At 45.5% G+C, this 20,767-nt stretch carries 19 protein-coding genes; 11 read left to right on the top strand and 8 right to left on the bottom strand.

Annotated elements, in window-relative coordinates:
* The 3 genes from ACLWNV_RS09240 to ACLWNV_RS09250 are packed head-to-tail and all read left to right on the top strand — an operon-like array spanning position 1 to position 3,154.
* Positions 1-786, top strand: a complete 786-nt coding sequence (locus ACLWNV_RS09240) for an outer membrane beta-barrel domain-containing protein (protein ID WP_413584081.1) — start codon at positions 1-3, stop codon at positions 784-786.
* A complete protein-coding gene (locus tag ACLWNV_RS09245) occupies positions 783-1,850 on the top strand; it encodes a hypothetical protein (protein WP_413584082.1) in 1,068 nt (355 codons plus the stop codon). The genes ACLWNV_RS09240 and ACLWNV_RS09245 overlap by 4 nt, the downstream gene beginning before the upstream one ends.
* Positions 1,847-3,154, top strand: coding sequence for a hypothetical protein (locus ACLWNV_RS09250; protein WP_413584083.1), 1,308 nt, complete (start codon positions 1,847-1,849; stop codon positions 3,152-3,154). Before ACLWNV_RS09245 ends, ACLWNV_RS09250 begins: the two co-directional genes overlap by 4 nt.
* Before the next feature lie 10 nt (positions 3,155-3,164).
* Here the strand turns inward: ACLWNV_RS09250 and ACLWNV_RS09255 are convergent, their stop codons facing one another.
* Together ACLWNV_RS09255 and ACLWNV_RS09260 are read right to left on the bottom strand one after the other, a co-directional pair.
* Complete coding sequence (locus ACLWNV_RS09255; protein WP_413584084.1) at positions 3,165-3,878, bottom strand: substrate-binding periplasmic protein; 714 nt, start codon at positions 3,876-3,878, stop codon at positions 3,165-3,167.
* A 57-nt stretch (positions 3,879-3,935) separates the two neighbouring features.
* Positions 3,936-4,691 carry an MnmC family methyltransferase gene (locus ACLWNV_RS09260; protein ID WP_413584085.1) on the bottom strand — a complete coding sequence of 252 codons (756 nt, stop codon included), beginning with the start codon at positions 4,689-4,691 and terminating at the stop codon, positions 3,936-3,938.
* 52 nt (positions 4,692-4,743) lie between these two features.
* Between ACLWNV_RS09260 and ACLWNV_RS09265 the strand changes: the two genes are divergently transcribed.
* The 4 genes from ACLWNV_RS09265 to ACLWNV_RS09280 all read left to right on the top strand — a co-directional run bounded on the left by ACLWNV_RS09265 (position 4,744) and on the right by ACLWNV_RS09280 (position 10,696).
* Entirely contained in the window at positions 4,744-5,751 is a 1,008-nt protein-coding gene (locus ACLWNV_RS09265; RefSeq protein WP_413584086.1) for a TIGR01212 family radical SAM protein, read from the top strand.
* 475 nt (positions 5,752-6,226) lie between these two features.
* Complete coding sequence (locus ACLWNV_RS09270) at positions 6,227-8,662, top strand: ribonucleoside-diphosphate reductase subunit alpha (protein WP_413584087.1); 2,436 nt, start codon at positions 6,227-6,229, stop codon at positions 8,660-8,662.
* Between the two features lie 80 nt (positions 8,663-8,742).
* Positions 8,743-9,741 (top strand): ribonucleotide-diphosphate reductase subunit beta, encoded by a 999-nt coding sequence (locus ACLWNV_RS09275; protein WP_413584089.1) that lies wholly within the window; start codon positions 8,743-8,745, stop codon positions 9,739-9,741.
* Positions 9,742-9,772: 31 nt separating this feature from the next.
* Positions 9,773-10,696, top strand: a complete 924-nt coding sequence (locus ACLWNV_RS09280) for a hypothetical protein (protein WP_413584090.1) — start codon at positions 9,773-9,775, stop codon at positions 10,694-10,696.
* Here ACLWNV_RS09280 and ACLWNV_RS09285 read toward each other — a convergent pair.
* The 6 genes from ACLWNV_RS09285 to ACLWNV_RS09310 are packed head-to-tail and all read right to left on the bottom strand — an operon-like array spanning position 10,680 to position 16,230.
* Complete coding sequence (locus ACLWNV_RS09285; RefSeq protein WP_413584091.1) at positions 10,680-11,171, bottom strand: hypothetical protein; 492 nt, start codon at positions 11,169-11,171, stop codon at positions 10,680-10,682. The genes ACLWNV_RS09280 and ACLWNV_RS09285 overlap by 17 nt on opposite strands.
* 50 nt (positions 11,172-11,221) lie before the next feature.
* Complete coding sequence (locus ACLWNV_RS09290; protein WP_413584093.1) at positions 11,222-12,139, bottom strand: hypothetical protein; 918 nt, start codon at positions 12,137-12,139, stop codon at positions 11,222-11,224.
* Positions 12,136-12,696 carry a hypothetical protein gene (locus ACLWNV_RS09295; protein WP_413584095.1) on the bottom strand — a complete coding sequence of 187 codons (561 nt, stop codon included), beginning with the start codon at positions 12,694-12,696 and terminating at the stop codon, positions 12,136-12,138. Before ACLWNV_RS09295 ends, ACLWNV_RS09290 begins: the two co-directional genes overlap by 4 nt.
* Complete coding sequence (gene scpB / locus ACLWNV_RS09300; RefSeq protein ID WP_413584096.1) at positions 12,671-14,218, bottom strand: SMC-Scp complex subunit ScpB; 1,548 nt, start codon at positions 14,216-14,218, stop codon at positions 12,671-12,673. The genes ACLWNV_RS09295 and scpB overlap by 26 nt, the downstream gene beginning before the upstream one ends.
* 2 nt (positions 14,219-14,220) lie before the next feature.
* Positions 14,221-15,507: a segregation and condensation protein A gene (locus ACLWNV_RS09305; RefSeq protein ID WP_413584098.1), complete on the bottom strand. Its 1,287-nt coding sequence runs from the start codon at positions 15,505-15,507 to the stop codon at positions 14,221-14,223.
* Positions 15,508-15,564: 57 nt separating this feature from the next.
* Positions 15,565-16,230 (bottom strand): site-2 protease family protein, encoded by a 666-nt coding sequence (locus ACLWNV_RS09310; RefSeq protein WP_413584099.1) that lies wholly within the window; start codon positions 16,228-16,230, stop codon positions 15,565-15,567.
* A 191-nt stretch (positions 16,231-16,421) separates the two neighbouring features.
* On the opposite strand from ACLWNV_RS09310, the gene ACLWNV_RS09315 reads away from it, so the two are divergent.
* From ACLWNV_RS09315 to ACLWNV_RS09330, 4 genes are all read left to right on the top strand, one after another.
* Positions 16,422-17,588 (top strand): acyl-CoA dehydrogenase, encoded by a 1,167-nt coding sequence (locus ACLWNV_RS09315; protein ID WP_413584100.1) that lies wholly within the window; start codon positions 16,422-16,424, stop codon positions 17,586-17,588.
* Positions 17,589-17,613: 25 nt separating this feature from the next.
* Complete coding sequence (locus tag ACLWNV_RS09320) at positions 17,614-19,092, top strand: peptide ABC transporter substrate-binding protein (RefSeq protein ID WP_413584101.1); 1,479 nt, start codon at positions 17,614-17,616, stop codon at positions 19,090-19,092.
* Positions 19,093-19,103: 11 nt separating this feature from the next.
* A complete protein-coding gene (locus tag ACLWNV_RS09325) occupies positions 19,104-20,309 on the top strand; it encodes an EAL domain-containing protein (RefSeq protein ID WP_413584102.1) in 1,206 nt (401 codons plus the stop codon).
* A 172-nt stretch (positions 20,310-20,481) separates the two neighbouring features.
* Positions 20,482-20,700: a hypothetical protein gene (locus tag ACLWNV_RS09330; protein ID WP_413584103.1), complete on the top strand. Its 219-nt coding sequence runs from the start codon at positions 20,482-20,484 to the stop codon at positions 20,698-20,700.
* Positions 20,701-20,767 lie beyond the last annotated feature (67 nt).

Raw genomic sequence — 20,767 nt, forward strand, 5'->3', positions numbered from 1 at the left:
ATGAAAAACTTTAAACTTCTTTCAGTAACATTCTTGTTCCTCGCACTGAGCTCTCAGGCTGCTTTCGCGGCTCCTGCTAAAAAAGCTCCAAGAAAAGCGGCTCCAGTCGCAAGACAAGCCCAGGCTCCGGTTGATAACTCTGATATCACTGCTGATATCGATTCTTTGGGCGGTAACGAAAAGCTGATGAACATGGCTCAGAACATCAAGTCTGAAAGCCGTTCCCGTATCGTTCAGGATCGCATCGTTGACAGACGCAACCGTCTGGAAGTGGGCGTAAACTACGGAATGAATTTCGGTGGTGATGCTTACACTCAAACTCAGGCATTGGGTGCGGCGCTGGATTTCCATTTCACTCCACGCTGGTCTATCGGTGCAAGATACTATGACTTCGGAAACTCCCTGTCTCCGGAAGGTAAACGTATTTTTGAACAGGCTAAGGCAAACTACGCAGCCGGTGGCCGCGCTTATGCGGTGGACATCGACTACCCGGAAAATGCGGTAATGGCTGTTCTGAACTGGTATCCAATCTATGGTAAGACTTCTTTCATGGATATCGGTGTAACTCAGTTCGATATGTACTTGCTGGGTGGCGGCGGTCAAATCACTTTGTCCAGCGGCTCCACTGCTGTTTATACAGCGGGCTTGGGTATTGGCGCATGGATCACGAAAAATCTGACAGCAAGAGCTGAAATCCGTTACATGAACTACAACGATCAACCTGTGACTGGTGAGCGTAATCTGAATGTAGTAACCGGCAACCTTGGCTTTGGATGGATGTTATGATTTCCAGAAAGTCTTTTGTCTCTCAACTATTAATGGTCACGGCTTTAAGTGTTGGTCACAACGCTTTGGCTGCTGAGCGTTTCTCGGTGGAAGACTGGGGCAAGTCGCTTCAAGCTTCTTTGTCAGAGAAATCCGGCAAAACGACCCTGCAGTTGCTGGACTTTAAAAAACTAGAAAATGACGTGATTGTTTCTAAAGCTGACAGCAAGATGAAACGGAAAATCGAAAAAGCCCGCGAGCTGTTTGCCCAGGGCAAATACAATCAGGCAGTGGCTCTTTACAACGAAATTCCCCGTGGATCTGACTACTGGTTTCAGGTTGTAGAGGAAAAAGGCTGGGCCTTCTTCCGTCAGAACAACTCTGAAAAAGCTTTGGCTCAGTCCAAAACTTTAATCAGCCCGCAGTTTGCCGAAGTGGTGAACTCTGAAGCTTACCTGCTTCAGTCTTTGGCTGAGCTTAAAATCTGCGATTACAAGTCTGTATTTAAAACTACGCAGGCTTTTAAAGAAAAACAGCGCACGCGTATTGCGGCTGTTCAGACTTTGTCTAAGGAAGGTTTCAATGAATCTTTCCTGAACGTGCTTAAAAAAGCTGACAAGTTTCCATTGCAAGCCACTGACGTCGGTGAGTCCTTGTTGAAACTTCCGGTTCTTTACTACAAAGACCTGGAACTTCAAAAACAAATGCTGCGCTTTAAAGTCAGCCAAAAAGGCATGGACGTACTGGCAGCAAACAACACGCAATTCAAATTGCAAACTCAGCTGGACCAAATCAACGAAGAGGCTTTTGGTAAAATCAAAGCCCGCTTGATGACTTTGGCTGCCAATGAGACCGCGGAAAACAAACGCGTCATCGGGAAATTGAATCTGGTTGAAGTTGAAGCCATTCAGCGTGTTCACACAGATCAAAACCTGGATGAGTCCACATTCACCCAGAACGACTTCAAGAAAACCAACTCGGACCAGCTGGTATTCAAAGATGATGGTCGTCCTTGGATTGATGAACTGGACAAATATGACGTTGTTTCCAAGTCATGTGCTCAAAACGTTAGGAGAAAAATGTGAAACCACTTTTAGCTCTTTGCATTTACTTGTCTGCATTTTTGCTTCTTTCAGCATGTGCGCAGGAATCCGGTACTTTGATCGCTCAAAAGGCCATTCCTGAAGAACATGTTGAACTTCCTGTTTTCCCTGACGTGGTTCAACCAGAAGCTCCGGCAATCCCGGTTTATCCGGAAATTTCCAAGCAACAATTCACGTGGATCACTGAAGACGGCGGTCAAAGTCAGCTTGATTTCAACCCACGCGTTGACATCCTGTTTGTAACTGACAACTCGGATTCAATGAAAGCGGCTCAGGCGAATCTGATTAAAAATCTGAACCGTTTTACCAATGGTATCACCAACAATCGCATGATCGATTACCACATTGGGGTGATCGCTCCTTGGGATAAAAGCTGGAATGATCCAAAAAACAAAAAAAGTGATGCTTATCAGATTGGTGAGCTTCGTTTTGCAAAAACGGCTTCCGGTGCAGATACACCAGCTCGTTTTGTAACGAAAAAAGACTCAGCCGCTGTTTTGGCTGCGACACTGAAAATTGGTGTGGCACCTTACACTGCAGGTGGTCCTGAAACGGAGGAGTTTTTCTCTCCTTTGATGGCGGCTTTGGAAAAAACCGGTCGCGGTGCCGCGAATGAAGGTTTCTTCCGTGAAGATGCTCAGTTGGTTGTAATTCTTTTGACCGATGCTGATGATTCTTCATCGAATATCACTTATGAGCAAATGGCTCAGGCTTTGGTTGATTTCAAAGGTGGCCGCCAGGACAAAGTTTCTGTGTACGGTGCCCTGGTAAATAAGAACACTCCAGAGCAATTCAAAGACTGGGGTCTGCGCGTTCACCCGACTTACCATGAAGAATGCTTTACGCCGGCAAAGAAAAGAATCGCGGGCAAATGTCTTGAAGGATTTGGTCCGGATAAACTGGAAGCGATGATCGTTAAAGCCAACGAAGGCAGCGGCAATCCATCAGAAATCCGTGCTAAATACATCATGGATATCGTTTCCCCTGATTTCGGCAAGAACCTGGGTAAAATCGGTGATTCCATCACTGTTAAGACTTTGGAAAAACAAATTTTCCTAAGCCAGATTCCCCGCATGGATAACGGTAAATTGATGGTACGCGTACGTTACGGTACTCCGGATGTATTGGCACAAGGCAAGGGTCAGTTGATTCCAAACAAAGTTGACGGTGGCTGGAGCTACAACCCAAGCTCAAACTCTGTGAAGCTTTCCGGTAATATCAAATACGAATACACTGAAGGCGCCCGCTTTGCAGTGGATTTGATCCCTGTTCCGCTTGCAAACTAATTAAAAGACTTCAAAAATGAAGGTTCTGATTTTTCAGAACCTTCTGAAGCGTCCCATCCTGTTTCATTTTCGCCAGTGCAGAATTGAATTCCTTCAACAGCACTTTCCCCTGTTCATCATTCTTAAAAGCAAAATAGCAGTCCTGACTGGATACGGGGTTTTCCTTGCTATAGCTGATTTCTTTCGCGCGACTCAATTCCAGAGCACGCAGCCCCGAACGCTCCTCGGCAATAAAGGCATCAATCGTGCCATCACTCAGGCGACGCATGTTGGTGACATCGTCATCTGCGTAGGTGAATTTGATTTTTAAATCACCCTGAATTTCCGGTGGATAATGATAGCGAAAAGTCAGACCGACTTTTTTGCCCCTTAAATCCTTCAGAGTTTTAAACGGGTTTTTCCCGCGATAGAAAATGTAGTTGGTGCGCACATAAAATGGATCACTTCGCAAAGCATCTTTGGGAGTGGAATTATCCATTCCCGGGAAGTAACCGGTTGCAAGACCGTTGAAAAACTCAAGCTTTGCCTTGTTGGATTTCAAAATATCTATCTTGAATTTTACTGGCACTCTTCGGGCGATTTCCTGAGTCAGGTTTAGGAACACTCCCTGATTCTGGCTTTCAACCAATAAGGGAATTGGAAAAGTCACCAGGCGGACTTCCTTGGTTTCTGCGAAGGTAGATAGTGATGTAAACAGTGAAATCAAAAGCAGAAGTGTTTTCATTGACCACTTCAGTAGACTTGCAACTAAAGCATCGGGCAATTAAATTGTGTTTATACCTTAAGAAACACCACTCGCTCTTACTCCCAAAGTCGAGCCACGCTTTGTGAAAAAACCTTCACGTTCTGTGATGCTAAATCCGTTATTTTTTAATGCCCGTTTTAACGTACCTTTAACAGCGTATGTTGTAAGCAGACAATACGGCTCTGCAGATTCGCGCAAAAGGCGATTCAAAAAATCCTCTTCCCAAAGATGCGGATGGGTTTTTGAACTGTAAGCATCATAGAAAAATCCATGATAACGGGACACAAACTGGACATCGGCATGCAAAGGTCCGTGAATGTCTGCCACAGTTTGAAAGTGATCCTTTAAGAAAGACTTGATCTGATTTTCACTGATCTCCGTGCCCTTCAGAACATGCATTAACGCCTGATCATAAACACTGGAAACTTCCGGTGATAAGTTTCCGGCGCGATCATGCAGCCATTGGATAAAAAACTCGCTGAGTTCGGGGATGGCTTCATAGCTGGTGATGAGTCCTACGGAACAACCCCGCTTGATGGCCTCCCGGGCGATATTCATTTCGATATAGCCCAGTCCCAGGCCGACCACCATGAAGTGAGGCTTTTGAATTTTTGTCAGGATTTCCGCGGCGACATTTCCGTAAAGATGCGTAGTTTCAATACTGGCGCCGCCAGAGTGATGCATGGACTCGCCAAAGGCTTTTGCCGGATCCAGAGATTGTAATAAGCGCAGCGTAGGGCTTTCATCCTTCGTGATTTCGATCTCAAAGCCGAGATCCTGCCATGATTTCATTGGTTTATGCTCAGTCATTGACTTCCCGCAAAATAGCACCCATAAACGCCCTATGGAAAAAGGCTGGTTGGGACTTCCCTATCACACTATCAGTGAACACTACAATCATCTCTTTGGTGAGAAGGTCTATAAGATCCCGGTCACCGTGGTGGATAATTGTCCAAACCGTATGGGTCTGAAGGGCATGCAGACCTGCGTGTTTTGTGATGTATGGGGCTCTGCCGCCAACGCTGAAGCCATGACCATGGAACTTCGCGAACAAATTGAAAAGTACCATGATCACATTGCCCGAAAATACAAAGCCAAGGCTTTCCTGATTTACTTCCAGGCTTACACCAACACCTTCACGAAGGTTTCAGCCCTTAGAAACAATTTCGACATTGCCCTGTCTTATCCTTGGGTCAAAGGTTTCACCCTGGGTACTCGCCCGGATTGCCTGTCCAAGGCGGTTTTGGATCTTTGGAACGAGTATAACGAAAAGTCCTTCGTGGCTGTGGAAATGGGTGTTCAGAGTTTCTTTAATGATGAATTAGAGTTCATGCGCCGGGGTCATACAGCGGAAGCTGCAATTGAAGCCATTCATAAGATCGCACAGAACACGAAAGTGGATCTGGGCATTCACTTGATTTTTGGAAGCCCGGGCGAGACCGATGAACGCATTATTCAAACGGCGGAGATCGTAAATTCACTGCCTATTACCAATGTGAAACTTCATAATCTGCACGTTTTAAAGAATACTCCTCTGGAAGAAATCTATCACCGCGGAGAGTTCTCCCCGATTGATCAGGAGACTTACACTCGCCGGGTGGAGCTGTTCCTGCAGCACCTTTCACCGCGCTTTGCTTTGCACCGCCTGGCTGCTTACTCGTCCCGCTGGGATGAACTGGTAGCACCTGACTGGACAAAGAATAAAATGGGCACACATCAGGCCATCATCGATCACTTGCGCGCTCATGGGTCTTATCAATCGCAGTTTTTTAAAGCTGGGAGCGACGCTGACTTGGCTGCTCAAGCGGTTTTGCTAAAAAAATCCCGCCACGTGGACGCAGCTCCGTGCTGAAAATCTGCTCAATTTAAGTTCTTGTAAGATCACGACAGGGAAATTTCAGGCTGGAACCCTCAAAATGGCCTTTCAGGGACTAGACCTTGGTTTTACCCTCGAAGATTTGCTATTTTTGCCACTCTTTTTCGCAGGACAGATGAGTCAATACTAAGAATAAATCTGCTTAAATGATGGGCAACGTCAGAAAAAAGTTGGCGTTATTTGAAAAAATACTCTTGCAACTTCTAAGAAAGAATTACAAAGTTGAATTGAGATCGATACCCGCCTTATTGATGAGGCACCCGGGACCAACCCCTAGATATAGGGGTACAACAGGGAGGTAGTAGGACGTTTTTTCTACTCAGCTAAGGATTAGCAACTCAGTCTCCACCAATCTACATCATTATATAAGACCAACGTCGGGCTTTGCGAGGGGCAAAGTGTGGCGGGGGATTTTTTTGCCCAAATGGAACTGGGCAGAGGGGATAGCATCATGTTGGAAACAACAGCTCACATCATGAGAGTCAAAAAGAGAGACGGAACTCTTGAACCAGTGGACGTGACGAAAATCGTTGAGCGCGTTACACGTAATTGCCAAGGTTTGACTCAAGTCGATCCACTTCGCGTTGCCACGAAAGCCATCAGCGGTCTTTACGACGGCGCAACTACCAATGAATTGGACAATCTATGTATCCAAACAGCTTCTTTGCTTATTGGTGAAGAGCCTGAGTACTCTCGTTTGGCTGCCCGTCTTTTGGGTATCTATATCGATGAAGAAGTTCGCTCTCAAAAGATTCAATCTTTTGCTGATTCAGTTTCTTATGGTTTCAACAACGGTTTGTTGTCTGAAGCAACATACAAATTCGTAGAAGCTAACAAAGCAGCTCTTTGCGCGGCGATCGAACCTTACCGCACAGACCGTTTTGAATACTTCGGTTTGAGAACTGTTTATGACCGCTACCTTCTAAAAGGCCCTACTTCACGTCAGGTGTTTGAAACTCCTCAATACTTCTTCATGCGTGTAGCCTGCGGTTTGGCGCAAACCGTTGAAGAGGCTATCGAGTTCTATCGTTTGATCTCTTCTCACGATTACATGGCGTCTACTCCGACATTGTTCAACTCTGGTACTCTTCGCCCTCAGATGTCTTCCTGCTATCTTTTGGATTCTCCAACTGATGATCTTGAAGCTATCTATAAGAAGTACACAGACATCGCTTTGCTTTCCAAATTCGCAGGCGGTATTGGTGTTGCTTACTCCCGTATCCGTTCCCGTGGTTCTTTGATCAAAGGAACAAATGGTCACTCTAACGGTATCATCCCTTGGTTGAAAACAATGGACTCTTCCGTTTCCGCTGTAAATCAAGGTGGTAAACGTAAAGGGGCTGCTTGCGTGTACTTGGAAACTTGGCATGCTGATATCGAGGAGTTCCTTGAACTTCGCGACAACACAGGTGACGAAGCAAAACGTACTCACAACCTGAACCTTGCAAACTGGGTTCCAGATTTGTTCATGAAACGTGTTGAAACTGACGGCATGTGGTCTTTGTTTGACCCACGCGTGGTTCCTCATTTTGTCGACACTTACGGACCAGAATTCGAAGCAGCTTTCGAAAAAGCTGAATCTGAGAAACTATACACAAAACAAATCAAAGCTCGCGACCTTTACTCTCGCATGATGAAAACTCTTGCGCAGACTGGTAACGGCTGGATGACATTTAAAGATGCATCAAACATGAAAGCCAACCAAACTGGTGAAGCTGGCAATGTGATCCATCTTTCTAACTTGTGCACAGAAATCCTTGAAGTCACTTCAAACTCTGAAACTGCAGTTTGTAACCTGGGTTCTGTAAACTTGGGTCGTCACGTTGAAAACGGTCAATTCAACTTCGAAAAACTGGCGAAATCTGTTCGCACAGCTGTGAAGTACCTGGACCGCGTTGTTGATATCAACTTCTACCCGATCGATACTGCTAAAGACTCCAATCACAAATGGCGTCCAGTAGGTTTGGGCGTGATGGGTCTTCAAGATGCATTCTTCTTGTTGAAGCTGCCTTTTGACTCTCAAGCAGCTCGTGATTTGTCAGCAAAAATCCAGGAAGAGATCTACTACAATGCTCTTCTTACTTCTTGTGAATTGGCTGAAAAACACGGCACTCACGGCGCTTATGAACAAACAAAAGCAGCTAAAGGCTTGTTGCAATATGACCTTTGGAATGTAACGCCTTCTCAACCAGAGCGTTTCACTGCCTTGAAAGCGAAAATCAAACAGCACGGTTTGCGTAACTCCTTGCTGATCGCTATCGCTCCAACAGCAACTATCGCGTCTATCGTAGGTTGCTATGAAGCGATCGAGCCGCAAGTATCTAACTTGTTCAAACGTGAAACACTTTCTGGTGAGTTCATGCAGATCAATAAGTACCTGGTGCAGGATCTTAAAGCGATGGGCCTTTGGAATGAAGATCTTCGCAATGAAATCAAATTGAACGATGGTTCAATTGATGAAATCGCGGCGATCCCACCACAATTGAAAGAATTGTACCGCACGGTTTGGGAAGTTCCGATGAAGTCCCTGATCGAAATGGCTGCAGCTCGTGGCGCTTACATCGACCAGGCTCAATCTTTGAACTTGTTCATGGAAAGCCCAACGATTGGTAAAGTTTCCTCTATGTATATGTATGCATGGAAACAAGGTGTGAAAACGACTTATTACTTGCGCTCTCGTCCAGCGACTAAGATCGCGAAAACGACTGTGAAGTCTTCTAACAACGGCATGGGTATGACTGCAGCGACTGCAAACACTATGGATGCAGCAGCGAAAATTACGCAGGAAGCTCAGGAAACTGTGGCAGAAGCTAAGAAGACTTACACAGACTCAGAAGTCATCGCCTGCTCTTTGGAAAACCCAGAAGCATGCGAGGCGTGCCAGTAACCCTCCTACGCCCAAGGCTACGGCGGGCTCGCCCGCCGAAGCTTTAGCGAAGGCGGGTCCTCTTTAAAAGGAATATATTTATGATTTTAGATCCAGGTTTTAACCTTACACTTCGCCCAATGAAATACCCAACTATGTACGAAATGTACAAAAACGGTATCAAGAACACTTGGACTGTTGATGAAATTGATTTCTCGACAGACCTTGTGGACCTTCACACAAAAATGACTCCGGCGGAGAGACATTTGATCTCTCGCCTGGTGGCATTCTTTGCAACTGGTGACTCTATCGTGGGCAACAACCTTGTGTTGAACCTGTACAAGCACGTGAACTCTCCAGAGGGTCGCATGTACTTGTCCCGTCAATTGTACGAAGAAGCATTGCACGTTCAGTTCTATCTGACTTTGTTGGATTCTTATATCCCAAATCCAGATGAGCGCGCGGAAGCTTTCGCAGCGATCGACAATATTCCTTCGATCAAAAAGAAAGCGGACTTCTGTTTCAAATGGATCGATTCTATCAATGAATTGGATCAACTGAACACGAAAGAAGACCGTCGCCGTTTCTTGATGAACTTGATCTGCTTCGCAACTTGCGTTGAAGGTTTGTTCTTCTATGCAGCGTTCGCATACGTGTACTTCTTGCGTTCCAAAGGTTTGTTGCAAGGTCTGGCGTCTGGCACAAACTGGGTGTTCCGTGACGAATCCATGCACATGGCATTCGCCATCGAAGTCATCAAAACAGCTCGTAAAGAAGAACCAGATCTTTTCAATTCTCAAATGGAAGACATGGTTACGCAAATGCTTGAAGACGCTATTGAGTGTGAGATGGAATTTGCCAACGACGTTCTGCAATTGGGCGTAGCGGGTCTTTCTCCAAAAGACATGCGTCAGTATCTTGAGTACTGTGCAGATCAGCGCCTTGAAAGCCTGAACATCGCTCCACGCTACAACGTGAAAAATCCGTTTGGCTTCATGGAACTTCAGGACATGCAAGAGCTTGCAAACTTCTTTGAAAGACGTGTTTCTGCTTACCAAACTGGTATCAGCGGCTCGGTAGCCTTCGATGAGGCGTTCTAATTTACTTTGGATTTTATTATTCTTAGTATGTATGGGGGTGGGTTTCCTGCACGGGTACCTGCCCCAAGGCATTTCCAGGGATTACATCCTGCGCCCCACCAAGGTGCGCATTCTAATCACTGATGAATCTTTGTTTCCAAAAAGCATTCAGCAAGAGTTGGAAAACAATCTTCGTATCAAATTTGAAGTGACCGTGACCCGTGACTGGAATTCCATCCAGGCCAAGGTTATTGCATCACCCGCGCAGGATATTTTGCTGCTTCCCTACTATTGGGCGAATACCTTAAACAAGCAAAACCTGCTGGCTTCCACATTGGAAAATCCTTTGACGGCGAAAATCGCCGCTGACTTCCTACCTCCTGTCAGCTCCACCCGGGCTATTTATTTTTATCCGCTTTACTGGATGAAGACGGGTTTTAGAACCGCCAACAATGCAAGTTTCGAGGATTTCCTAAAAGATAAAAAAGCGACCACGTTGTTTTTATTAAATGACGAAGACTTGCTGCTAAGACACTTTACTATCTGGCAGGATAAGGGCTGGTTATCAATGCTGGCCCAAAAAAAGATCCTGACGTTACCGCTTGATCAATTGATCACCAGTGAAAAACGCGAAGGCGCCAGCGAAATGCCCCTGAACGAATCAACTCCTGATCTGACCATTCAGGATGATCTAAGTGCGTTGCTGGTATGGGGAGCCTCGGTTCCTGAAGCTTCGGATAAGAAAGATCTCGCTATGGAAATCCTGCTGGCAATGGCCACAAACACCATTCAGGAACAGAACCTGTTAAGAACACCATTTAACAGCACCCTGCAGGAATTAACCAGCCCAGCCCTGCCACCACAAAGACGGGCCACGCATATTCGTGAATTGAAATTAAAAGGAACGATTCTGATTGATTCCAAAAATCTCGAAGCGCCGAAGAAATTGCGCGATGAATTTAATTTGATCTTATAATGTAGTAGCGAGCGTAGCTGTTACCACTGTTGGCAGCAACGCTTTGGGCTGTGTAACCAGTCAAAGTCAGCACGATATTATTAGCACCCGCCCCCAAAGCTGAACCCTGAAGAACGATGTTATAGCGACCATTACGGCAAGTCCCGTAGCCTGTTGCCGTCGTACCAGACATATCAAACACCAGCCCCGCCTGAGGCGTGCCCCCATTCACTGACACTGTGATTTTGTGAGTGGGATATGTGGATGTATAGCAGGCACCACTTAGTTCGATCGATTTGGTGGTCGCAGCCGAACCAAGATTATAAACATCAGCCACCAACTGAAGTTCATTGGATAGCGGCGCTGTATTTAAACTGTGTGAATCAGGATTTGAAGCATCAGAGGAAAGCAGAGAGTTTTCCGATACTGGCGCACAGGACGCCAGCAAAGACATGAACGCGAAACAGGTCGCGAATCTGAATAAATCGGATTTCATAGAAACTCCCCCGTACCTTAAGGATAAATGAGGGAGCGCCCAAAACTGAATCAATTTCTGGAGAAGTCCAGTTTTGAGACGATTTTTTGCTCTAAAGCGATGGGATTTAGGAACAAGAAATACGTGGAAAGCATTATCGTCGCAAAAGGCATAAGCCCCATGAAAATCCCGATCCCCATGTGCATCATAAGCCCCATCAAAAGCCAGACATGACGGCTTTTGTGCCAGATCACCATCGGTGGAAAATAGACTTCAAACAAGATAGTCAGATAGCCTAACACTGGAATCACCCACGGAATTTCACGTAAGAATGTAAAATCCACGGTGGTCATCTGAGGATTTGCAAGGACACTCCATAAAGCGGTCCCATCCCACCAGCTGGCACCTTTTAATTTTTCCCAACCTGTATAGGCATAAATTGCCATAATCTGAACCTGCATCATGCGAATCATCATGCTGGATAATGCATCTGAAGATTTAAAAGTTCTTTTCTCACGGAAAAGATTTAAAACACTCAGACGTTCGCAGGAGTTTGCAAAAATCATGTAAAACAGAAATAGCGATCCGATAACATCCGCACCGAAATTCACCGGGTAATTGCGATAGATAAAGCCAATATTAATAACCCACGCAAGCGCCATCAACAGCCGGCCGCCAATCCCCACAGTCAGCAGAGCAAACAATACAACCAGAACTGTCAACATAGGTGCGTTGGCTGAGTCCGGCCAAAAATTCCACGAAAATGCCGGGCGCCCGATTTCAGGCAAAATCAACAAAGCATTGGCTTTGCTAACCCAGCTTTGATCCGTGAAAAATTCCAGATTATAAAATCTCATGGCGCTCATATAAAGCAGTGTCGAACACAGAACGATGCGCATGAAAGCCAAACCTAGAAGATTTTGCGGCGCAAACCAGAAAGCATCCCATAAGGACCAGGCTTTTTTAAGTTGGAATATCAGATGCTTCATAGACTCTCCTCGTCCCCTGAACCATCACAACGAACAGATGCCTTGGCATAACGGCGCTCTTGCGACATATCCAATAAGTTGATGTCTTTATTCAAAACCGCTTCATCCAGCAGTGGCAAGGTCTCCACCACGTGCTCCATGTCCACGCTTTCAGCACCGGGATACTGACGGCATAACCAAGGACCAAAAATCTGGCGCAGACGACGGGGATCCATGACCATGAATCGCATCACGGCCCATTCGCGTTTTTTGGTTAGCGAAACGGCTTTGTTTTCTTCATCGGGAAGCGGATAAGAAGTGAACAGAGGTTCGCGGTAGGATCCATCTTCTGCAGACGGATAATTCACAACCACTTTTAAATACATGGGATGAGCCGGGTCTGGAGAAAAGAAATTCCATCCGGCATTAAGCCCCACAACGTTTGCATAGGGCCCAACAAATTTCGAAGCGACTCGCCCAAAATAGGAACCTATATTGGGCATCACCATCAATGCTGCGATATTATAAACGATCCAAACACTTGCCAGGATCTTAAGTAACGGCTTCACCTTCGCCATCGATCTCGTCCGCCTCTCCGTAGAACGGTAGTTCATCTTCCTCAGATGACTCCCCTTCCTCATCATCAGCGTACATTTGATCGTCGGAAGCCATCTCGATATCATCATCATTGTCGAAAGCTTCTTCGGCTGCAGTCAATTCATTTTCTAGTTCCGCATCAGCAGACATCTCTTCAGATGCCTCTGTATGCTCTGTCGTGGTTGAATCTGACATTCCACCTTCGGTGGATTCTTTACTGTCACCCTCGTTGGAATTTTGGCCTGCATTTTTAAATGCTGCCATTCTGGCTGCGTTTTCTTCGGCTTTCATTTTCACCAAAGTTGTACCCGCCGCCAAAGCGTCATCGTACTTTTTCAACCAGTTCGCATCGCGAGTGGCCACCGGTTCACCCATAGCCAGGGCTTCGCGGATGTTCTGCGCGCGTTCCAAATCACGCTTTTCAGCCTGACGGGTTTTTTCTTCCTCAAAGAACGTGGACGATGTCGTGATTTCTTCAAGCTGAGAGGAGATCTTCATCAACTCGTCTTCACCAGAAGAATAGCTGACAGTATCAACACCCGTCGCCACCAAAGAATCAGTGATGGATGCCAATGTCGGTTTTTCTTCCGCCATTTGTTCGTCCATGCCTTCTGGCAACAATTCATCAATTTGCGAAAGTGTTGGAAGCTCTTTCAAAGATCTTAGTCCGAAGATTTCAAGGAACTTGCGAGTCGTGCCGTATTGCATAGGACGACCCGGAAGATCAGATTTACCCTCGAAGCTTACCAGATTTTTTTCCATCAAAGCGCGCAACAAGTGACCAGACTCAACGCCACGGATTTCATCCACGTCAGATTTCACACACGGCTGTTTGTAAGCCACGATAGAAAGAGTTTCCAACGCTGGACCAGAAAGCTTGAATTGACGGGCTTTCAAAGTGCGTTTTAGGAAATCCATGTTGTCGATTTTAGTGCGCAGTTGGTAGCCACCTGGAACTTCTTCCAAAGTAACCCCACGACGACCACCGGCGTATTCAACAGCCAGCTGATCCAAAGCACGGCGAAGTTTATCGCCTTTGATATTTGTACCCTTGAACAATACTTTCAAAGATGCCAAAGAAACCGGACGATCGGAAGCGAACAAAACACTTTCCACGATGCTTTCCAGGCGCTCTTCATCTACGAATTCAAGTTCTTCAATGTCTGCAGACTCAAAGCCATCAAGCTCAGTGCCTTCAACAGAAACATCGTCTGAATCCTCTTCAGAAGCTTCCATTTCAGAAACCTCTTCATCAGTGGCTTCAGGCAGGAAGCCTTCAGATTCTTCCTCTTCCTGAAGGAAGATGGAAGCGTCAGATTCGATACCATCAAGTTCATTCAATTCATCAGAAGATTCCATTTCTTCGGACGCCTCAATCTCTTCAGCGGCCGCTTCAAATGCAACTTCTTCTGTTTCAACTTCCGCCGCCACAGCGACTTCGTTTTCCATCACTTCTGTGTCTAAAACTTCTTTATTCTTTTTGGAGTTCTTTTTCTTAGACATATCTACGCCTCAGCTTCAGTCTTAGGATCAGTATCAATAAATTCTTCAAAAACTAGTTCAGATTCAGTTACAACCTCTACCGATGTCGCAACCATTTCAGCAGCCACTACAGCCACTTCTTCTGCCGGATCAAAAGTGACAACTTCAAGTTGTTCCTCAAGTTGCTCTTCCATTGCTGATTCGATGAATGAATCAGAAACCGCTTCAACCACTGTTTCAAGCGGCGCTTCCACTTCTGTTTCAGCGATTGTTTCCAGTTGAAGCTCAGATTCAGCAGCCAAGATTTCCTCGTCAGAAGCCAGCTCTACGCCACCTTCAGCGTTTTCCAGGAAATCCAACTCGGCATCCATACCTGCGATTTCTGCATTCAGATCAGACATGCCCGCTGTGAAATCCATCGGAGTTTCACCAAAGCTCATTTGTGCTGGTGCTTCCGCTGGAGCTGCTTCGTCTTCGATATCAGCCAGATCTTCAGTTGGGTCCGCTTTTTTAGCATCATCCATCATTTGCTGGGCAATTCTGTCAGCGCCCATAGAGTCGTACTCTTCCACGCGTGACAAAACGTCTGTTTCGATTGGTTTTTTAGTATCAACCCAGATGTCAGAATAAACTTCTGTCTGATAAAGACCCACGAAGCCCATTTTACCAAGCTCAAGCAAAGACAGGAATGTGATCAGGGCCTGGCGTGCGCGATCTTCTGTCGCAACAACCAAATCCATCATTGTGACTCTTTGACCCACGATCAGACGTTCCTTGAATTCAAGAATACGACTGGAGATTGATTGTGCTTTCGCCGCAACCTGATGGACTTTCTTTTTCACTGAACGCAGAACTTTACGGTAGGAGGAAATCAGGGAAAACAAGGCATTGTCTTCAAGAATGATTTCGTCCTCTTTTTCATCCAGTCTTTCACGGGAGCCACGTAACCAAACGTCACGGCCCACCAACGGACGATCATAAAGAAGCTTCGCAGCCTCCTGATACTTTTGATATTCCAAAAGTTTTTGAACTAATTCTTTACGTGGATCTTCCTGTTCGATGATTTCGCCGTTTTCATTATACTGTGGCAAAAGCATGCGGGATTTGATTTGGATCAACGTGGAAGCCATGGCGATAAACTCACCGGCCACTTCCAGATCCAGCTCTTTCATCAAACGGATGTAATCAAGGTATTGCTTTGTGATTTCATGGATTTTGATATCCATAATATCCATCTCTTCCTTACGGATGAGATAAAGCAACAAGCCCAAAGGTCCTTCAAACTTGGGCAATTGAACTGTAATACTCATGAAGATGGTCCCCTCTACCAAAACGTGCTGAATGTACGAAATTTTCTAATTCAAAAATTAGGAAATTCCGAAACCACCCAACGCCAACGTAAGCAAACTTTGTGCACTCCAAAATACTGGAACTGCCAGAATGCGCAGTGCACCTGTCAATACCAACCCCATCAACACCATGCTGGTGATGTGTTCGTTTTGTTCTAATTTATAGTTAATCTGTGCTGGCAAAAATCTTGCGAGCACTTTACCGCCATCCAAAGGATGAAGCGGGATCATATTGAAAAATGCCAAAAACAAATTTGTCAGCAAAAATGCTTTTAGGATTTCAATCATGCCTTTGGCATAAACCATGCCGCCGAAAAACTTCGCAACCACGCCAATCAAAACAGCACCCACGATCGCCAATAAAATATTGGAAAGAGGGCCTGCCAGCGCAATCCAAAACATGTCCACGCGGGGATTTTTCAAGTTACGGGTGTTCACCGGTACCGGCTTTGCCCAACCGAAGAAAATCGGTGTTGCCAATACTATAGATACCAGTGGCAAAATAAGGGTACCGATCATATCCATGTGCACCAAAGGGTTCATGGAAAGACGGCCCATTTGCTCTGCGGTATTGTCACCACGAAGGCGTGCTACCCAACCATGCGCGTACTCGTGAAAGCACAACGCAAAGAGGAACGGGATAAAATAAATGCCAATCTTGGCGCCAATTTCTGCAATATCCATATATTTACCTTCAAAGATTAGACGGCAAACCTAGACCCTTGTCTAGTGTGAGACGTCAAATGCACATAATAAGTGCAATCATCATAACACAGCTCGTTAAGAGAATAGCTCTTGTCCGACCCAGTCCTTGAATAAAAATTGCGAAATCGCTATGGTCTTCGGACTTGTTAATTAACGAACCAGGAGAAAACATGTCTGACGTAACAAACGCACGTCCAGCTTTGACAGTACTATCTGAAGACGAAACGGCTTTCCGCGATGCGGTTCGCGCTTTCGCAGAATCTGAAATCAAACCCCATGTGACACACATGGACGAAAAAGCCGAAATGAATAAAGACATCCTTAAAAAGCTTTTTGAAATGGGCTTGATGGGGATCGAAACTCCAGAAAAATACGGCGGTGCGGGTTCCACTTTCACAATGGCTTGCTTGGCTGTTGAAGAAATCGGTCGCGTGGACGGTTCAGTTTCCGTTCTTGTGGACGTACAAAATACTCTAACTACAAATGCATTCCTTAAATGGGGTACAGAAGCGCAAAAAGAAAAATACTTGGGCGCGATGGCTTCCAAATGGGTTGGCGCTTACGCTTTGTCTGAATCCTCTTCTGGTTCTGATGCATTTGCATTGAAACTTAAAGCAGAAGATAAAGGTGATAAATGGGTTTTGAACGGTTCAAAACTTTGGATCACAAACGGTAACGAAGCTGACGTATTCATCTGCTTCGCAAACATCGACATGGCTAAAGGCTACAAAGGCATCACAGCGTTCATCGTTGAGAAATCCTTCAAAGGCTTCAAAGTTGGTAAAAAAGAAGACAAACTAGGTATCCGCGCTTCTTCAACTTGCGAATTGCTGTTTGAAAACTGCGAAGTGCCAAAAGAAAACGTTCTGGGCGAAGTTGGCAAAGGCTACAAAATCGCGATCGAAACATTGAATGAAGGTCGTATCGGTATCGGCGCACAAATGATCGGTATCGCTCAAGGTGCTTACGAAGCCGCTTTGAACTATGTTAAAGGTCGTGAGCAATTCGGCAAACCAATCGCTCACTTCCAGGGCGTTCAATTCCAGTTGGCAGAAATGCGCACTGAATTGGAAGCAGCTCGTTTGATGGTTTACAATGCTTCCCGTTTGAAAGACGCGGGTCTTGATTTCATCGAATCAGCAGCCATGGCAAAACTTTACTCTTCACGTGCAGCAGAAAAAATCACATCCAAAGCTATCGACTTGTTCGGCGGCAACGGATTTACAAAAGAATATCCAGTTGAGAAGTTCTGGAGAGATGCAAAAATCGGTCAGATCTACGAAGGTACGACGAACATGCAACTTCAAACGATCGCTAAAATGGAGCTTGATAAGTAGCAGCGGGACCCCGCAAAATGATCGGATGAAACGTATTCTTCCGGCATTATTACTTTTAGTTTCACTTCAAACTCAGGGTGCTGATTCAAAGTCAGCGCCCTTTGTTTTTCGCCTCCATCTGTCGGGCGAACCCACACAGATGGATCCCAATCGCCAGAAAACTTCTGCTTCCAGCTATCTGCTCACGAACTTGTTTCGTAACATCTACACCTATGACGATCAAAAAGGTCTGGTTCCGGAATTGGGCAGCTGCTCCCGGGAAAAATCCAAAGCACTGGTTTGCAAGTTAAACAAAAACTTACAGTGGAGCGATGACTCCCCGCTGACTTCCGCCGACTTTCTAAGAACTTACAGAAAAATGTTAAATCCAAAAGTTGCAGCCCCTCGGGCTGATCTTTTGTTTAAAATTAAAAACGCTGAAGACATTTACAAAGGCCTGAAAGAGCCGGATACCCTGGGAGTTATTGCTCCGGACGCAACCACCTTGCGTTTTGAATTTCAAGGCAAGGCCCCGGATTTTGAATACAACCTGGCAAGTTTTTTGTTGGCCCCAACCAAGGAAAACATCAAAGTTTACTCCGGACCTTACAAGATAAAAGAATGGCTTCAAGGACAGAAGATTGTTCTGGAGCCCAACCCAAAATATCAAGGCGGCCATCCGCAACGCCCTTTGGTGGAATTTCTATTTGTTGAAGAAGACACTGTGGCTTTGCAGTTATATGAAAAAAATCAGCTGCATTTACTGCGCCGTCTGCCCACTTTGTTTATTCCAAAATCAAAATCTAGGAATGACTTTTACTGGATTCCAGTCATTCGCTTCGACTATTTGGGATTTGGTCCCGATTTACAAAAGGACGAAGCACTTCGTAAAGCTTTAACCTATTCACTTAACTACACGGAACTGCAAAAGCTTTTTTCCTCCAAGGGCCGCCCGGGCTGTGCCGGACTTCCGGATTCGTGGTTTCCCGAAAAAGCTCCGTGCTTTGATTTTGACCTAAAGAAAGTTCCTAAAATTAAAACCACCAAGACCTATACTTTGTTGTTTTCCTCCCTGGGCGGTGAAGATCACAAAAGAGCCACCGAATGGATGCAGGCACAGTGGTTAAAAAATGCGGGACTGAGCCTGCATTTGGAAACCAAAGAAAACAAAGTCTTTATCAATCAACTGCAGACGGCTCCCCCCGCAGTATTTCGTAAAGGTGTGTCGTTGGATCGCCCGACCTGTTTAGCGGCACTGGAGACGTTTAGTTCTGACAGTGCAGAAAATTACATTCAACTCAAAGACCCCGAGTACGAAAAAATCTTAAACCAGCTGGGAAACGCTGAAAAAAGCAGTGAACAGAAAAAATTATGTCTCACAGGCGTGAGATTTCTGATGGATCGACACTTGATTATCCCCATGGGGGCTTTTGATTTCGCGATGTTGATAAAACCTGAATTTGTCGGTTGGAAATTCAACCAAATGAATCAGCTGGACTTGTCGCAACTGCATCCACGACCTTAAACTAATTCCATATGACATTGCTGCCTCAATCCGTGGATATTTTGAAAGATCAGATCGTTTTTACTGAAGGTGATGCAGGCGACTGCGCCTATATCATTGAAAAAGGCCGCGTGCTTATTTTCATCACCAAGGATCACGAAGAGATTCCAATATCCATTTTGGGCGAAGGCGAAATTTTTGGCGAAATGTCGCTGATTGATAATCAGGATCGCTCCGCCTCTGTACGCGCCCTTGAAGATGTCCGGCTTAGCATCGTCACAAAACAACAGCTATTAGAACGCATCTCAATGGCTGACACCGTTGTGCAACTATTGATGCGGGTTTTACTAAAAAGACTTCGTCGCAGTACAACTACCAATACCGGCAACAACCTTAAAGTCGCTGATCTGCAAATTGAAAGCATGGTTGCTGGTGACGACGGCGCTGCTGAAGCTTTACAAAAGATCAAACTTGAGAATGATATTTTCCAGGCGTTTCAAAACAAAGAATTTGAATTGTTCTTTCAGCCGATCGTGGCCTTAAAGAGCCGAAAAATTATCGGCTGCGAGGCTTTACTGCGCTGGAAAAGCCCAACACGGGGACTTATTTCTCCGAATGTATTTATCGATGTAATTGAAAATTCCTCGATGGTGATTCCAATCGGTCACTGGATTATCAGCGCCGCCCTGAAAGAGCTAAAAATTATTCAGGAACACCTGATTCAAAAAGGCAAAAAGAAAGAAGCTGATGAATTCATGATGAGCATCAACATCTCCGGCCGTCAGTTCACTCACTCTGACTTCCTGGAGAATCTGGAAGACCTTCGTGAAAAGCAGGGCCTGGATGCCAAAAACATCAAGCTTGAGGTCACAGAGCGCGTGATGATGGATGGTGTTTTGGCTTTGGAAACCCTTCATAAATGTCGCCAGCATGGTTATGCCATTTCCATTGATGATTTCGGTACAGGTTTTTCCAGCTTGCAGTATCTGACTCAGATGCCGATCACGTATTTGAAAATTGATCGCTCCTTTGTGATGAAGGTTTTAAGCGATCCGAAATCCAAAGCCGTGGTCAGTGGTATTATTTATCTGGCTCGCGAAATGGATTTTGAAATCATCGCCGAAGGTATCGAGCATCAGGACGAAGCCCTGGTTCTGGAAACTTTGGGTGCCCAATACGGTCAGGGATATTTGTTTTCAAAACCGGTGGATCACTTTGCCTTCATGCAGCTGATTTAGCTCCATTTAAAACCTATCGCCATACGAGGGTCTCACTTTGAGACCGCGTAATACCATGGTCCAGTTATTCGAAGAATTCTCCAGGTAGACTCAAGTCGGTTAGACCAACGCCGATAAGATCTATGTCTTAAGACATTTAACCAGCTTAAGATTTACAACTGGAGGTCACACGATGGCTGACAAAAAATTCGAAAAGCAAATCCCAAATAATGTTATTTCCCTTGAATCTGCTAAATGCTGCGGCGAAGGCTGCAAAAAGAAAGCTGAAAAAGCCAGCTTCTGCGCAGAACACTTCACATGGTTCAAAGAAGGTTTGCTGACTAAAGAAGGCGCACGAGCGGCTGACTTCGATAAGAAGTTCTACCACTTCACAGCGCGCAAAGCCGGTTAATTTAGACCTCGTTATTATTTCGAAATCCAATCCGTTAGAAAGCCGGGAATCCCATCCCGGCTTTTTT

This window comes from Bdellovibrio sp. HCB274 (assembly GCF_047306075.1).
GTDB lineage: Bacteria > Bdellovibrionota > Bdellovibrionia > Bdellovibrionales > Bdellovibrionaceae > Bdellovibrio.

Coding starts and splice junctions, on each gene's coding strand:
- ACLWNV_RS09240 (WP_413584081.1), top strand. CDS start 1: ATGAAAAACTTTAAACTTCTTTCAGTAACATTCTTGTTCCTCGCACTG.
- ACLWNV_RS09245 (WP_413584082.1), top strand. CDS start 783: ATGATTTCCAGAAAGTCTTTTGTCTCTCAACTATTAATGGTCACGGCT.
- ACLWNV_RS09255 (WP_413584084.1), bottom strand. CDS start 3,878: ATGAAAACACTTCTGCTTTTGATTTCACTGTTTACATCACTATCTACC.
- ACLWNV_RS09260 (WP_413584085.1), bottom strand. CDS start 4,691: ATGAAATCATGGCAGGATCTCGGCTTTGAGATCGAAATCACGAAGGAT.
- ACLWNV_RS09265 (WP_413584086.1), top strand. CDS start 4,744: ATGGAAAAAGGCTGGTTGGGACTTCCCTATCACACTATCAGTGAACAC.
- ACLWNV_RS09270 (WP_413584087.1), top strand. CDS start 6,227: ATGTTGGAAACAACAGCTCACATCATGAGAGTCAAAAAGAGAGACGGA.
- ACLWNV_RS09275 (WP_413584089.1), top strand. CDS start 8,743: ATGATTTTAGATCCAGGTTTTAACCTTACACTTCGCCCAATGAAATAC.
- ACLWNV_RS09280 (WP_413584090.1), top strand. CDS start 9,773: ATGGGGGTGGGTTTCCTGCACGGGTACCTGCCCCAAGGCATTTCCAGG.
- ACLWNV_RS09285 (WP_413584091.1), bottom strand. CDS start 11,171: ATGAAATCCGATTTATTCAGATTCGCGACCTGTTTCGCGTTCATGTCT.
- ACLWNV_RS09290 (WP_413584093.1), bottom strand. CDS start 12,139: ATGAAGCATCTGATATTCCAACTTAAAAAAGCCTGGTCCTTATGGGAT.
- ACLWNV_RS09295 (WP_413584095.1), bottom strand. CDS start 12,696: ATGGCGAAGGTGAAGCCGTTACTTAAGATCCTGGCAAGTGTTTGGATC.
- scpB (WP_413584096.1), bottom strand. CDS start 14,218: ATGTCTAAGAAAAAGAACTCCAAAAAGAATAAAGAAGTTTTAGACACA.
- ACLWNV_RS09305 (WP_413584098.1), bottom strand. CDS start 15,507: ATGAGTATTACAGTTCAATTGCCCAAGTTTGAAGGACCTTTGGGCTTG.
- ACLWNV_RS09310 (WP_413584099.1), bottom strand. CDS start 16,230: ATGGATATTGCAGAAATTGGCGCCAAGATTGGCATTTATTTTATCCCG.
- ACLWNV_RS09315 (WP_413584100.1), top strand. CDS start 16,422: ATGTCTGACGTAACAAACGCACGTCCAGCTTTGACAGTACTATCTGAA.
- ACLWNV_RS09320 (WP_413584101.1), top strand. CDS start 17,614: ATGAAACGTATTCTTCCGGCATTATTACTTTTAGTTTCACTTCAAACT.
- ACLWNV_RS09325 (WP_413584102.1), top strand. CDS start 19,104: ATGACATTGCTGCCTCAATCCGTGGATATTTTGAAAGATCAGATCGTT.
- ACLWNV_RS09330 (WP_413584103.1), top strand. CDS start 20,482: ATGGCTGACAAAAAATTCGAAAAGCAAATCCCAAATAATGTTATTTCC.